The sequence below is a fragment of the Paenibacillus glycanilyticus NBRC 16618 genome (genome assembly GCF_004000805.1).
In the GTDB taxonomy this organism is placed as follows: Bacteria; Bacillota; Bacilli; order Paenibacillales; family Paenibacillaceae; genus Pristimantibacillus; species Pristimantibacillus glycanilyticus.
This window is the reverse complement of record NZ_BILY01000048.1, coordinates 1-15,225: the sequence shown is the minus strand read 5'-3', so window position 1 is coordinate 15,225 and position 15,225 is coordinate 1. Positions and strand designations below refer to the sequence as shown.

The 15,225-nt window shown below is 51.0% G+C and carries 11 protein-coding genes; all 11 read left to right on the top strand.

Annotated features, from left to right (window positions below; translation table 11 throughout):
* Positions 1-113 precede the first annotated feature (113 nt).
* The 11 genes from PGL01S_RS27095 (at position 114) to PGL01S_RS27045 (ending at position 15,081) form a co-directional block, all read left to right on the top strand.
* Positions 114-1,070 (top strand): ABC transporter permease, encoded by a 957-nt coding sequence (locus PGL01S_RS27095; RefSeq protein WP_127498244.1) that lies wholly within the window; start codon positions 114-116, stop codon positions 1,068-1,070.
* Positions 1,071-1,085: 15 nt separating this feature from the next.
* Positions 1,086-1,994, top strand: coding sequence for a carbohydrate ABC transporter permease (locus tag PGL01S_RS27090; protein ID WP_127498241.1), 909 nt, complete (start codon positions 1,086-1,088; stop codon positions 1,992-1,994).
* A gap of 79 nt (positions 1,995-2,073) precedes the next feature.
* The gene (locus PGL01S_RS27085; protein WP_127498239.1) at positions 2,074-3,801 is read left to right on the top strand and encodes an ABC transporter substrate-binding protein; all 1,728 of its coding nucleotides are present in this window, start codon (positions 2,074-2,076) and stop codon (positions 3,799-3,801) included.
* A gap of 70 nt (positions 3,802-3,871) precedes the next feature.
* Entirely contained in the window at positions 3,872-6,223 is a 2,352-nt protein-coding gene (locus PGL01S_RS27080) for a glycoside hydrolase family 95 protein (protein ID WP_127498237.1), read from the top strand.
* Between the two features lie 94 nt (positions 6,224-6,317).
* On the top strand, positions 6,318-6,869 hold the full coding sequence (locus PGL01S_RS27075; RefSeq protein ID WP_127498235.1) for a hypothetical protein: 552 nt from the start codon (positions 6,318-6,320) through the stop codon (positions 6,867-6,869).
* 122 nt (positions 6,870-6,991) lie between these two features.
* Positions 6,992-8,803 (top strand): cache domain-containing sensor histidine kinase, encoded by a 1,812-nt coding sequence (locus PGL01S_RS27070; protein ID WP_127498233.1) that lies wholly within the window; start codon positions 6,992-6,994, stop codon positions 8,801-8,803.
* Positions 8,781-9,548, top strand: a complete 768-nt coding sequence (locus tag PGL01S_RS27065; RefSeq protein ID WP_127498231.1) for a response regulator transcription factor — start codon at positions 8,781-8,783, stop codon at positions 9,546-9,548. The genes PGL01S_RS27070 and PGL01S_RS27065 overlap by 23 nt, the downstream gene beginning before the upstream one ends.
* Positions 9,549-9,642: 94 nt before the next feature.
* Complete coding sequence (locus PGL01S_RS27060) at positions 9,643-10,974, top strand: ABC transporter substrate-binding protein (protein ID WP_127498229.1); 1,332 nt, start codon at positions 9,643-9,645, stop codon at positions 10,972-10,974.
* A gap of 109 nt (positions 10,975-11,083) precedes the next feature.
* The gene (locus PGL01S_RS27055) at positions 11,084-11,968 is read left to right on the top strand and encodes a carbohydrate ABC transporter permease (protein WP_127498227.1); all 885 of its coding nucleotides are present in this window, start codon (positions 11,084-11,086) and stop codon (positions 11,966-11,968) included.
* 16 nt (positions 11,969-11,984) lie between these two features.
* On the top strand, positions 11,985-12,812 hold the full coding sequence (locus PGL01S_RS27050) for a carbohydrate ABC transporter permease (RefSeq protein ID WP_015843545.1): 828 nt from the start codon (positions 11,985-11,987) through the stop codon (positions 12,810-12,812).
* A gap of 1 nt (position 12,813) precedes the next feature.
* A complete protein-coding gene (locus PGL01S_RS27045; RefSeq protein WP_373864172.1) occupies positions 12,814-15,081 on the top strand; it encodes an FAD-dependent oxidoreductase in 2,268 nt (755 codons plus the stop codon).
* Positions 15,082-15,225: the final 144 nt, after the last annotated feature.

The following is a 15,225-nucleotide window of genomic DNA, read 5'->3' as shown; positions in this document are numbered from 1 at the left end:
GTGGTGTTGAATCCGCTTACACTAATTTTTATATGATTTTATGCCAAATCCTTTGGGTACCGAGAGCTGCCATGTATCCGTTATCATGAATGCATAAGGCAGGAGGGATAACGATGAAAGCGGTCACAACTAGCGTTCAGCAGCAGACGCGAAAAAAAGAGAGAAACTTTTGGAAAACAGCTATCTGTAACAGATACTTATACATGATGTCGCTGCCTTTCATAATCTGGGTGTTTGTATTTAGTTATTATCCGCTCTGGGGCTGGACAATGGCCTTCCAGAAATTCAAGCCGGCCAAATCGTTCTGGGAGCAGGACTGGGTAGGCTTCGATCAATTCAAAATGCTGTTCCAGGACGATACGTTCTATCTTGTTATGAGAAATACGCTGGCGATGAGCTTTATGGGAATTATCGCAGGCTTTGCGGTACCAATCATCTTCGCGGTTCTGCTTAATGAAGTCCGCAGCATGGCCTTCAAACGGTTTGCCCAAACCGTATCGTATCTGCCTCACTTTGTATCCTGGGTTGTCGTTGCGGGTATCGTATCCAAGATGCTCTCGGCCGACCACGGTACGGTAAACGAAATTTTGATGTGGCTTGGCATTATCGATACGCCGATTCAGTTCCTGGCGAAGCCGCATTATTTCTGGGGCATTGTAACCATCTCCGATGTATGGAAAGAGATGGGCTGGAACACCATCATTTATCTGGCGGCTATTGCGGGCATCAGCCAAGAGATGTATGAAGCGGCGAGAGTAGACGGAGCGAACCGTATTCGCCAGATTTGGCACATTACGCTGCCGGGCATTCGTTCGACGATTGTTATCCTGCTCATTATGTCGATCGGTCACTTGATCCAGATCGGCTTCGAGAAACAGTTCCTGCTCGGGAACAATCTTGTTCGCGACTATTCGCAAGTCCTTGATTTGTATGCGCTTGAATACGGCTTGCAGATGAGCCGGTACTCGTTTGGTACGGCGGTTAATATTTTCAACTCGGTTGTTAGTATTATTCTCCTGTTTATGGCAAACGGGCTGTTTAAGAAAATTACGAAAGAAAGCATCATGTAAGGAGGAGGTTGAGCCATGACATCAAAAAAACTGCTGGGCGGCGCGCCTCTGTCAGACCGGCTTCTGAGCGTGTTCGTATACGTATTCGTTATCTTCGTAATGATCATCACTTTGTATCCGTTCCTGAACGTGCTTGCTCTTTCGTTTAACGATTCCGTAGACAGCGTAAGGGGCGGGATTACGATTTTCCCGCGTGACTTTACGACTGAAAACTATAAAGTAATCTTCTCCTTCGGCGGCTTGATTACCGGCTTCAAAATCTCCGTATTGCGTACGGTAGCCGGCACAGTCGTAGGTTTGATCAGCGCTTCGATGCTCGCGTTCACGCTGAGCCGGCCGGATTTCCAAGGACGCAAGTTCGTATCCGTCTTCCTGGCGCTGACTATGTATGTATCGGGCGGGTTGATTCCGGTTTACTTCCTGATCCGCGACTTGCACATGATGGGAACGTTCTGGGTTTACATTCTTCCCGGTCTCGTAAGCGCGTTTAACGTATTCGTCATCCGCTCCTTTATGGACGGCATTCCCTATGCGCTGCAAGAGTCGGCCAAGCTCGACGGCGCGAATGACTTTACGATCTACTGGCGCATTATTCTTCCGATGGCAAAGCCGGCGCTTGCGACAATCGCTCTGTTCCTTGCCGTTGGTCAATGGAATTCCTGGTTTGATACTTATCTCTACAACGGCTCCAAGGAATCGCTCACTACGCTGCAGTTCGAGCTGATGAAGGTACTGCAAAGTACGACTTCCGGCAATAACGTGGATATCCATAATTCGAACATGACGCAAATGATGTCGTCGGTTTCCCCGGAATCCGTAAAAATGGCGATTACGATCGTCGTAACGGTACCCATCCTGGTTGTTTATCCTTTCTTGCAGAGATACTTCGTCAAAGGCATGACATTAGGCGCCGTCAAAGGCTGATCAGATGGTTAGAAGCGGTATTCTTGGGGAAACCCGTTAATACGATATGGTTCTCATAAATATATAGGAGGGTTATTACATGAATCAAATCAGCAAATGGTCAAGCCTTGCATTGTCTACAACGTTAGTTGCCGGTTTGCTGGCGGGCTGTGGCAGCAATAACAATGATGAAAAAAATAGCGGCAGCAGCGCGAATACTGGCGGCAATGCAACAAATACGGAGTCGGCTGCTCCGGAAGATACTTCACCGCTCACATTGACTTTTTACAGCGAAGATCCATCGCCTAACTGGGCGAACATGCAAGACGAAATCGGCAAAACCCTTACAGAGAAAACAGGCATTACCCTTGATGCGGAATTCGCGGTAGGCGATGCGGTTCAGAAGTCGTCCCTGATTGCGGCAAGCGGCGAGTACCCTGACCTCATTAGCGCGAAGACAAGCATCAGCAAATTCGTAGACGCTGGCGCCGTACTTGATTTGACCGATCTGATTGATAAATACGCTCCGCACTTGAAAAAACTATTTGAAGGCAACATGAGTCGTCTTCGTTACAGCGATGATGACCATGCGATCTACGTTATTCCTTCCTACAATGGTATAGGGCAGCAGTACTTCAACGCCGGCGGCGGCTTCGAGCTGCAGCACCGCGTTGTTAAAGAGCTGGGCTACCCGCAAATCCGTACGGTAGCGGACTACGAGAAAGCCATCAAGGACTATCTGGCTCTTCATCCGAAAGACGAGAACGGCAACCCGAATATCGGTCTGACTCTGAATGCCGACGACTGGCATATGTACATTTCGGTAACGAACCCTGCGTTCCTCGCAACGGGCGGTTCCGATGACGGCGAGTTCAACATCGATGTGGATACGCAAAAGGTAACGTATCACTTCCGTCGTCCGGAAGAGAAAGAATACTTCAAATGGCTTAACCATATGAACGCTGAAGGCTTGCTGGATCCGGAAAGCTTCGTTCAAAAATACGATCAATACAAGGCGAAAATCGCTTCCGGCCGCGTTCTTGGCTTGATTGACCAAGACTGGGATTATGGCGATGGCGAGAAAGCTCTGAAAGCAGCAGGCAAATTCGATCAAGGCTACGGCCACTATCCAGTTACGATGTCCGCGGATGTGAAAGAAGCATCGTTCTGGCCAACCGGCTTTATGGCTGGCAGCGGCGTAGCGATTTCCAAAGACAATCCGGATCCGGTTCGTACGATCAAATTCCTTGACTATCTGGCTTCCGATGAAGGTCAAGTGCTTGTAAACTGGGGTATTGAAGGCAAGCAATACAATGTTGTTGACGGCAAACGCGTTATTCCCGAAGATGTAAATAACCGCAAAATCAACGACGCCGTTAACTTCACGAAAGAAACAGGCATCGGTCTTTACAACCTGCTCAGCGGTCACTACGGCGACGGCGTGAAAGATCCAAGCGGCAACTACTACACAACAAGCTTCCCAGAGCAAATCGTAGCAGGCTTTAACGATGTGGAGAAAGAAACGCTTAAAGCTTACGGTGCAACGACTTGGAAAGATCTGTTCCCTAAAGAAGAAGAGTTCAAAGTTAAGCCTTGGGGCGCAGCTTGGAACATTCCGGTTCCTGGCGACAGCGAAGCCGTCGTTATCGAGAAGAAACTTACGGACATCACTTGGAAACGCATTCCTGAAGCGATCTTGGCTAAACCGGAAGACTTTGATAAAATTTGGGATGCCTACCAACAAGAGCTGGTAAAAGCCAATGTTGAAAAAGCAGAAAAAATCCGCGAAGATCTGGTTAAAGCTCGCGTGAAGCTGTGGAACGAATAATAAGCAATTGACGATAAGAGAGTCCGAATTTTGCGGGCTCTCTTTGGCTTAGGGAGACGGAGGATGCGCGATGGGGAAAGTACGGGATTGGAAGCTTTGGTATGAGCAACCGGCATCGGTATGGGAAGAAGCCTTGCCAATCGGCAACGGCCGGATTGGCGGAATGGTATTCGCGGGAACGGAAACCGATCAAATATTGCTGAATGAGGATACTTTATGGGCCGGTTTTCCGCGGGACCCGATTAATTATGAGGCCCAGCGTTATTTGGCCAAGGCTCGGCAGCTTATATTTTCCGGGAAATACGCGGAAGCAGAAAGGCTGATTGAATCCACCATGCAAGGTCGGGATGTCGAGCCTTACTTGCCGCTTGGCGGTCTTTCGATCGTGCGGAGAGACGACCGGGTATCCGCCGTATCGCAATACAAACGGGAACTGCATCTGAATGAAGGAATTGCCGCTGCCAGCTACCGGGATGGCGATGTTGCGGTAAAGTCCCAATACTTCGCGAGCGTGCCGGACCAAGCGCTTATTGTCCGTTACGAAGCTGAGGGCGGAACCTTGAACCGCGATATCGTTGTGGATTCCTTGCTGCGATACCGGTTAGAGGAAACGGCGGAAGGACAGCTCCATTTGATTGGACAAGCACCAAGCCACGTGGCCGGCAATTATCATAAAGATCATCCTATGGATGTCCTCTATGAGGAGGGGCTTGGCCTGCCGTTCGAGATCCGGGTGAAGGTGGAGACCGATGGAACGGTGAAGAACGGAGAGAATGGGCTTGAGGTCCGGAATGCGGCTTACCTTCATATTTATTTGACTGCCGAAACGGGCTTTGCCGGGTACGACCGGTCGCCGGATCAAGAAGCTTGCTCGGCACGCTGCTCCAGTCGCTTGGAAAAGGCTGCGGCTCTCGGATTCGAAGCGCTGCGCAGCCGTCATGCCGAAGATCACCGGCTGTTGTTCGAACGCGTTACCTTTTCTTTGGCGGATGAAACGGACGGTTCCGATAAGCCAACCGACCGCAGGCTTGCGGACTATCAAACGACCAAGCAGGACTCACATTTGGAGGCGCTCTATTTCCATTTCGGACGTTACCTTCTGATGGGAAGCTCGAGACCGGGTACCCAGCCCGCGAATCTTCAGGGAATCTGGAATCATCATGTGTCGCCACCTTGGCATAGCGATTACACGATTAACATCAATACGCAGATGAATTACTGGCCAGCGGAAGTATGCAACCTCAGCGAATGCCACGAGCCGCTCTTCACCATGCTTAAGGAAATGAGCGAAGCCGGTTCGCGTACAGCGAGAATTCATTACGGCAGCCGAGGTTGGACCGCCCATCATAATGTGGACATCTGGCGCATGACGACGCCAACCGGCGGAAGCGCCAGCTGGGCATTCTGGCCGCTTGGCGGTGCATGGCTTGTCCGTCAGGTATGGGAGAGCTACCTATATAACCTGGATAAGGATTTTCTGGGCGAGAAAGCATATCCGCTGCTCAAAGGAGCGGCTTTATTCTGCCTGGATTGGCTGATCGAAGGACCAAACGGCGATTTGGTTACGAATCCGTCTACCTCGCCGGAGAACAAGTTCCTGACGAGCGACGGGGAGCCATGCAGCGTTTCGTATGGTTCGACCATGGATATGGCCATCATACGAGATCTATTCCAGAACTGTCTGGAAGCTATTGACGTACTTGGCGTGGAAGAAACGGAGTTCCGTGATGAACTCCTTGCGTCTCTGGATCGTCTTCCTGCTTACAAGATTGGCCGTCATGGCCAGCTTCAGGAATGGTATGAGGATTTCGAAGAAAGCGAGCCGGGGCATCGCCATGTTTCGCATCTGTACGGGGTTTATCCGGGCAAAGAAATTAACGAAAAGACGCCGGAGCTGCTGGAAGCGGTTGTCGCAACGCTTGATCGCAGGCTGGCTAACGGAGGCGGGCACACCGGCTGGAGCTGCGCTTGGCTGCTGAATCTGTTTGCCCGCTTGAAGGATGAGAAGCAGGCCTACGGTGCCGTGCAGACCTTGCTTGCGCGATCCACTTACCCGAATCTGCTGGACGCTCATCCGCCATTCCAGATCGACGGGAACTTCGGCGGAAGCGCGGGTATTGCCGAGCTTCTGCTCCAAACTCATCTAGGTACGATCGACCTGCTGCCTGCGCTGCCCGCATCGTGGACAAATGGCCAGATCAGCGGCTTGAAGGCAAGAGGCGGATATGTGGTTGATGTGGAATGGGAGAATGGAACGCTGAAGCGGGCTGCCATTGAAGCAAGAATAAGCGGCGTTTGCAAGCTTCGCTATGCCGGCTTTATCCGCGTGGAGGATGAGAAAGGGACGGCTGTTGCTCTTAGCGACGGCGGTTTTCAAGCGGAGCAAGGCTGTACGTATTACGTTTATTCGGACGCAGAATAGAAAAAAAGTTGTCCCGCGTGGTTGAATGCGGTAACCGTCTCCTCTCTCTAAAAATAGGATACTAGTAATCGTCATAGGAGAGAGGAGATTCATCATGTCAAACGGCAAGAAGGCAAGAATCAGTTTATCTCCGCCGGAATTTACGTATTTTAATGAGATCAAATATTCGGTTGGCAAAGACCCGCTTGTAAGGGTTGGCTCGCTGGAGGATCATGGGGACGGTCAATTCGAGGTTAAGCTGTTTGTAAAAGGGATTAAGAAAGCAAAAGCGCTGGCGACCCTAATCGCTTCGGACAAAGTTATCGGCGACATCGGCATTCGCGTAAAAGTCATCAGCGGCGGGAAAGCAATTAGCCCGATTGCGCGTATCTTGACGGCGAGAGAGATCGCGGGACTGTACCGGATTGCATTTCGCACAAACCGGATCTTCCAGTTTGTCGCCCTTCGATCGATATTCGGCAGCACCTACGTTTATCCGGTATTCCGGATTAAGGTCGTCCAGTTCTATAATGATGACCTTTCCGACTTCTACGGGAACTATAATAACGTAGCGGCCTTTGTGTTCCGCAATGTTCTCTTGAACGAAATCGACGGAGTCCACATCCAATTCTCAACGGCTAAAAAGAGAAGAAGCAGGAAGAAATAAGTTACTGTCCGAAGCGGCTGTGCGGGAAACCGTGTACAGCCGCTTTTGTTTTTTTTCTTGCGGACGGGCGTATCCGTCAAGTAAATTGAGAGGTATACATCCAAGTGAAGGACTGAGCGCCAATGTTCACCCGATTATTCCGCTTGTTAACGCCGGCTACGTTTAAAAACCGGATCTTGCTGTCCCTCCTGATCTTCCTTCTTGTTCCTATCGCGCTGCTATTCCTATACAATTTCCGGGAGACGGAAGAGCTGCTCCAGCGGAATGCATCCGACAAAAACATCGAACAGCTTGAAGGGCTTAAGACCGATCTTGTTGACCTGATGAGCCTTGTCATGAAGACGGGAATGCTGCTCGAGCAGGATTCCGTTCTTCGTCAGGTCATGCAAAAGCCGGAGCAATACGATGCCATCAACCGCAAAAAAATCGTTGAAAATAAGTTTGCGGGTATCGAAAACAGCTTTTTCCTTACCGGTGCTACGGTTTACTACACCTTGATCGACTTAAAAGGAAACGCTTACACCTCCTATACGCCGGAGAATTCCTTAAATTACGAGGAGATCAGCTCGGAGGCCTGGGTTCGGGAGCTGAAGCGGGAAGGCGGTCAGCGGTATATTTGGCGCACGAATGATCAATCCACCGAAATACGGGAGGTAAAGGGCAACCGGATGCTCAGCCTTTTTGAAGTGCTCAGGGACGACGGGCTAAAGCCTTTTGCTTACGGGCGGTTCAGTATTGATTACGAAGCATGGTTTGCGGAGAAAACGCAGGGCAGCAGCGGGGAAGGGGCTTATTTCCTGCTTGATGCCGGGGGGAATACCATCCTTCAATCCTCTACTGAAGAAAGCGTGCCGCCAGCCGTTGCCGCGTCCATCGCGTCAGCCGGCTTGAACGGGGAGAATGATGCTTCCTCCACCTCAATATTGAATAACCAGATGATGTATACGTATAGCCATGTTCAGGAGCTGAACGGTTATCTTGTTAAAAAGGTTCCTCTATCGCTGCTGTTTAACGAGGTGGACAAGCAGAAGAAGCGTTCCTTTGCCCTCTATATCGCCATTCTGATCTTGTTTATGTTGATGATTTACTTGATCTCCTCCACGGTTACCGGACCGCTGAAGCTGCTTCAGCGAAAGATGGAAACAACGGTCAAATCCAATCTGAAGGCCAAGCTGCCGGAGCAGGGAAGGGGCGAAATTCTGGCCTTAACCCGAAGCTTCAACTCGATGATCGCCGACATTAACGGTCTTTTGGAAAGATTAAAGCTGGAGGAGCGGCAGAAGCAGTTTGTCCGGTTCCAGGTGCTGCTGGGGCAGATGAATCCCCATTTTCTGCTGAACACGCTTAATACGATCAAAAGCATAGCCTTGGATAAGGACGAGGACGATATTTACGATATTTGCGTAGCGCTTGGAAAGATACTGGAAACGACGCTAAATACGGAGGCTGACCTTATTCTTCTCAAAGAAGAGATCATCCTTATTGAATCTTATATGGACATTCAGCGGAAGCGGTTTGGACATGGCATTGAGGTTCACTATGAGGTAGAGGGCGAGCTTGAATTCGCGCTGATTCCGAAGTTCAGTCTGCAGCCGCTTGTTGAAAATTCGCTGCTGCACGGATTTGGACAATCCCAGCGGGAAGGGCGCATCATTATAAGGGCAGCTAGCCGGGGCAAGCAGCTTATTCTGGAAGTGATCGATAACGGAGTGGGTATCGAGAAGGCGAAGAATAGGCAATCCGCGCGTAAACGGAAAAGCATCGGTATCCAGAACCTGCGGGAAAGTCTGGAGCTTTTGTTCAAAAATCAGCCTTCGGGACTACAGCTGGAATCGTCGGAAGAAGGAACGCGGGTGACGATGAATTGCCCGCTGCTGTTATCCAAACCTTATGCGGAGGAGGGACTTACCCATGTGGCGGACATTAATCGTTGAGGATGAGCAGCATGCAAGAGCAAGCTTGCGCAAGTTATTCGCGAAGGCGGATATTCCGTTTGAGATTGTTGGTGAAGCGGCAGATGGCGAAGAAGGGCTGCGGATGATCCGGGAGCTTCAGCCCGATGTCGTGATATCCGATATTTTTATGCCGGTGATGGACGGCGTACGGCTCTTGCAGCTTGCCAGGGAGGAAGGGTTTGAATGCCGGTTCGTTATGCTTACGGCCGTCAGCGAATTCGAATATGCCCGTCAGGCCGTAGAATATGGAGCTTCGGGGTACTTGATGAAGCTGTCTTTGGATTTGGCAGGCTTAAGGCAGGCGATGGAGAAGGTAGCCGCCGAGCTTGCTAGAATGGAGAAGCTGCGCAAGGCAGACAAGTGGTTTCCGGAGAAGACGGCGCAGGAGCCAACCGATCATCCGGAGATGAACCGCATTATTGCCTATATTGAAGAGCATTTCGCCGAGGATATCACCTTGAAGAGTCTCGCTGATTTGATCCGCATGGATGCAAGCTACGTCAGCGATTTGTTCAAGAAGAAGACGGGCTCCACCTTAACGCATTATATCCAGAACCGCCGCGTTGCGGCAGCGAAAATGCTGCTTGCAGAGACCGAACGGACTGTCAGCGATATCGGCCGAACCGTAGGCTTCGAGAATGACAACTACTTCATTAAAATTTTCAAACGCTGGTGCGGCGTCACTCCAAACGAATACCGCAAAGAACAAAAATTCGTTCTATGATTCCCCAAACGCTGTTCATCCCCCAATTGCCGGGCAGGTGATAAAGTTAAAGACGTAGCAAACAGGCAGGACATCTTCAGGAGGGGGAAGACGAATGAAAAGAAAAGGCTGGTTAAAAACAGTACTGATTACGACCTTGGCTGCCACGATTCTTGGGGCATGCGGAAGCAACGGCGGCAATAACGGAAATACAGGTGCAAGCCCCGGAACGGCAAGCGAATCTCCGGCAGGCAAACCCGGTGAAAAAGTAAAGCTTACCCTGTGGGGAGCCGTTCCCGCGGAAGCGGGCCCTAAGGCCGTCATTGACAACTGGAATAAGGAAAATCCGGATATTCAGGTTGAATATATCCGCTACGTCAACGATGATCCGGGTAACCTGAAGCTTGATACGGCGCTTATGACCGGACAGGATGCGGACCTCTACATCAACTACACGCTCACCCGCTTGCAGAAGCGCGTTGACGCCGGAGTTGCCTTGGATCTTAGCAATAAAACCGACTATAACATCGATGACCAAATGGGTCCGGATGCCGCGCAATGGAAAATCGGAGACAAATATTACGGCATTCCGACAAAGAAAAATATGGCGTTTATCTGGCTGAACAAAGATATGCTGGACGCAGCCGGACTGCCAATCCCTGCTGTGGACTGGACCTGGGATGATCTGAGAGAGTACGCGAACAAATTGAAAACAGACAAGGTATACGGACTTCTTCAGCATGACGCCGCCTTTACCGCTACAATCGACGGAACGATTGCCGGTCTTGGCGTAACGAAGCCGGACGGGACTTCCAACTTCGATAACGATTTGTGGAAAAAGCAGCTTCAAACGGTGCATGACATGATGTTCGTAGACAAATCGACGCCGGAATACGGCGAGCAGGTAACGAGCAAGATGCCGGTAGACACGATGTTCCTGAAAGGCGAGGCAGCGATGCTGTCGGCGGGTGAATTTATTTTCCGTAACGCGAATGACCTGACCAATTTCCCTCATGACTTCAAAATCGCGTTCGCTACGATTCCTAAAGTAACGGCGGACCAGAAGGATTACAAATATCCGGGCGGTCTAGGCGACGTGCTTTCCGTAAACGCGAAATCCAAGCATCAGGACGCTGCCTGGAAGTTTGCGAAATGGTATGCGGACGGAGGCATGCTGCCGATGGCAAGCGGCGGACGAATCCCGTCCTCGAAGAGCGTAGACAACAAACAAGCGATGGATCTGCTGCTTAAAGGCGTAGAAGACAAGTACGATACCGAATCGATGAACAAAGTCGTATTCGGCCAGTTCCCTTCGTTCCAGCTCAGCGTGCCGCAGCAGGCTTTGGATGCGCGGAAGGAAGAGTACGAGAAATTCTTCCTGAACGAGCAGGATCTTGATACCACGCTCAAAAATATGGCCAAACGACATCAGGAATATATCAAGTAACCGAATATTGCCTTTCAGCCCCCAAGAGAGAAGAAGGATTCCCCGCTTCCTTCTTCTCTCTTTGCTATATTCAGACAGCTCTATACGATCAAGAAAGGCGGCGTTTTCTGTGAAAAGGAAAAGCTGGATTCAGAAGCAAGGCTGGATTGGTTACGCGTTTGTTTTACCGAATATGCTGGGCATTGTGGCCTTCTTTATTTTGCCAGCCCTGTATTCATTCTTCATGATGTTTACGGATTATCAATTCGCTAATCCCAACTGGAAGTTCACCGGCATGGACAATATCAACCGTTTGTTCGGCGATGATCAGTTCTATGCTTCGCTTAAGCATACCGCCATCTTCCTGTTCTCCGTTCCCGTCTCGCTGGGGCTGGCGTTCCTCGTTGCGCTGGTGCTCAACCGCAGCGTGTACTTGAAGGGACTGCTCAGGGGGATGTTCTTCCTGCCGTATATTTCAAGCGGCGTAGCGGTCGCGTTTGTCTGGATGCTGCTGTTCCAGCCGTCCCAAGGACCAATCAATGAAGTGCTTCGCTTTATCGGCATTGTATCGCCTCCGGGCTGGTTCGCGGATACAAGCTCGGCGATGTATGCGATCGACGTTATCCAAATCTGGTTTATGCTTGGCTACAACATGATTATATACTTGGCAGCCCTCCAGGAAATCTCGACCGAGCAGTTGGAAGCCGCGCGGATCGACGGAGCGGGCTCGGCAACCATTACCTGGCGGATCGTATGGCCGCTTGTCAGTCCAACGACATTTATGCTGCTTATTACCGGTCTGATTATGACCGTTAAGTCCTTCTCTCTTATCCAGGCTATTACGGGCGGCGGTCCAAGCGGCAGCACGACCATACTGTCGCTGTTCGTCTACAAAACAGCCTTCAGTTACTATGAGATGGGTTATGCGTCAACGATATCGTGGTTCCTGTTCGCTTTTATTCTTATCATTACGATCATCCAGTGGGTTGGCCAAAAACGCTGGGTCCATTACTAAGAGAGGAGCAAGCCTGATGATTGAAACCAATAAGAACCTACCGGTTAAGCTTTCCGTTACGATCTTGATGCTGATCGCAGGGTTGTTTATGATTGTCCCTTTCTTATGGATGATCAGCACATCCTTCCAGACTCCAAGCGAAGTATTCCGCCAATGGCTTCCTTCGAAGCTCGACTTAAGCAGTCATAAGCGGATATGGTCGGGAAGCTATAACTTTTTGCCTTATTATTTGAACTCTCTGAAAATATCGGTGATAGGCACGGCCGGCGCCGTCTTTATGTCGGCACTTGCCGCTTACGGCTTTGCCCGCACGGAATTTAAAGGGCGGAACACCCTTTTCATGGTATATTTATCCATGATGATGATCCCTCCTCAAGTGATCTTTGTTCCGAAATTTATCATGTTTAACTGGCTTCATATCTATAACACGCACTGGGCGCTGATCTTGCCTGCCATGTTCTCGATCTTTGGCGTATTTATGCTCCGGCAGTTTTTCCTGGGCATTCCGAAGGAGATTACGGAATCCGCCTTTCTAGACGGGGCGGGACATTTCCGGATATTCTTCCGGCTTGTTCTGCCGCTGGCTAAGCCGGCCTTGGCGACGTTTGCGATTATCGATTTTTCCTGGCAATGGAACGATTACGAGAATGCGCTTGTCTTCCTGCAAAGCCCCAAGCTGTATACGATTCCTCTAGGCCTCCAGAATTTCGTTCTGGAAAACAACGTTGACTACAACGGCATGATGGCAGCCTCTTCGGCGGCAATCGTTCCTATGATTCTAATTTTCCTGCTTGGCCAGAAGTACATTATACAAGGTATTTCCAGTTCGGCCGTGAAAGGCTAAATTGAAGGAGGCTTATGACATGAGACACGAGACGGTAAAATCCGATGTGACGGTTATTGGCGGAGGTCTGGCAGGCATCAGCGCGGCAATTGCAGCGGCAAGATTGGGGCAAAAGGTGGCGCTTGTCCATAACCGGCCGGTGCTTGGCGGCAATTCCAGCTCCGAAGTGCGGGTATGGGTATGCGGCGCTACCGGGCATGGCGTTAACCGGTATGCCCGGGAAACGGGCATCATGGGAGAACTTTTTATTCAGAACCAGTACCGCAATCCGGAAGGCAATCCATACCTGTGGGATGTGACGCTGCTGGAAGCGGTAAGAGCGGAGCCTAATTTAACCTTGTATATGAATACGGATGTCCGGGAAGTGGAGGCAGATGGAGAACTCGATGACAGGACTATCCGCAGCGTAACGGGCTGGATGATGGGCTCGGAGCGGGAAATGACGTTCGAGAGCGACGTATTCCTTGACTGTACGGGAGACGGATTGGTTGGCTTCCTCGCGGGGGCGGCATACCGCATCGGCCGGGAGGCCCGTCAGGAGTACGGGGAGGATTGGGCACCGGAGGCTGCCGACGATATTACGCTGGGCAGTACCTTATTGTTCTACACGAAGGATACCGGCAAGCCGGTCCGGTTCGTTGCTCCATCGTTTGCGAAAGATATTACGACGACCTCGATTCCGCTCAAGCGCGTGATCCGCAGCGGCGATTCCGGCTGCCATTACTGGTGGATCGAATGGGGCGGCGAGCTGGATACCGTTCACGAGAACGAACGGATCCGGGATGAATTATGGTCCGTTATATACGGCATTTGGGATTATATTAAAAACTCCGGCAAATTCGAAGCCGAGAATATGACGCTGGAATGGGTTGGCTCCATTCCGGGCAAGCGGGAATACCGGCGCTTTCTGGGCGATACCATCCTGACGCAAAACGACGTGATCTCCCAGCGTCCGTTCGAGGACCGCATCGCCTTTGGCGGCTGGTCGATTGACCTGCATCCGCCGCAAGGCATGTACGCAACCGAAAGCGGCTCCAAGCATCTCCATGCGGACGGCATCTACCATATTCCGTTCGGCTCCTTGTACTCCCGGAATGTCGGCAATCTACTGTTCGCGGGACGCAATGTCAGCGCTTCTCATGTTGCCTTCGGGACAACCCGCGTGATGGCAACCTGCGCGGTAATGGGGGAGGCAGCCGGCGTTGGCGCCGCTCTGTCAGCCAGCAAAGGCATTACGCCACGCGAGCTGCGCGAGCGGCATTTAACCGAGCTTCAGCAAACGATGCTGCGCATGGATGCTTCCATTATTGGTCTGCGCAATGAAGATCCGGCGGATTTGGCGAGAACGGGAACGGTGACGGCATCCAGTACGATGACGCAAATCCGGCTTGATCGTCCGGCTGAAGAGTATCGGCTTACTTCGGATGTCGGATTTGTGTTTCCTGCGGACGGCGGCTTTGACGGATTGCAAATTCTCGTTTCAACATCCGAAGCAATCAGCTTGAACGTGGAGCTCTGGGATACGGGGCGTCCGGAGAATTATGTTCCGGCAGGCTTTAAGCAAGCGTTGACCATCCCGGTTGGAGCGGGGGAGAAGCAATGGCTGGATGTGCCCGCAGACCGTGAGCTCTTTGGTGATGAGCCTTGTAATGCGTTTGTTATTGTCCGGGCAAACGAAGCGGCAAGCCTCCATACGTCAGCCGTTCCGGTTACCGGCGTGCTAGCATTCGAGAGAGGCGTTAAGCCGATGGTAAGCTCCGATCTGGAGGATCATCAGCCGGATCAGCCGGTAATTGAGTGGTCCATGAAACGATTGGTCCGCAAACCGTTCTGCTTCGCGGTTGGGACAAAAGCTTTTGCCCCGGATAAAGTCATTGACGGTTATGTGCGTCCGTATGGCGGCCCGCATTTGTGGGTGTCCCAGCCGTTGGCAGACGGCCGGGAGGAATGGGTGGAGATTACGCTTGAAGAGCCGGCTGATGTAAGGGAAGTTCATATTACCTTTAACGATGACGTGAACGAGGATCTGATTAACCTTCATCACCATGAAACGCCATTCCTTGTTATTCCGGAGGTTGCCAAATCGTATGAGCTGCAGGCATGGGCAAGCGGCGAATGGATCACTGTCGCAAGCGACGGCATGAACCGCACCCGCAAAAAAATCCACACGCTGGGTAAACCGGTACGGACGGACCGGGTCCGGGTTGTGGTAAAGGAAACCAACGGAGGCGAACATGCCGAAGTGATTGAAATCCGCATTTATGAATAAGGTTATTTTAAAACAGCAGTACAGGGGCTAGCCCTGTACTGCTGTTTTCATAGTTTGATCGATCTCTTGCTGTTTCTTCAGCAAACTACCTCAACATGGAATTACTTCAACAATAGATAACAGAGTTCTATGTTGGATTTAATA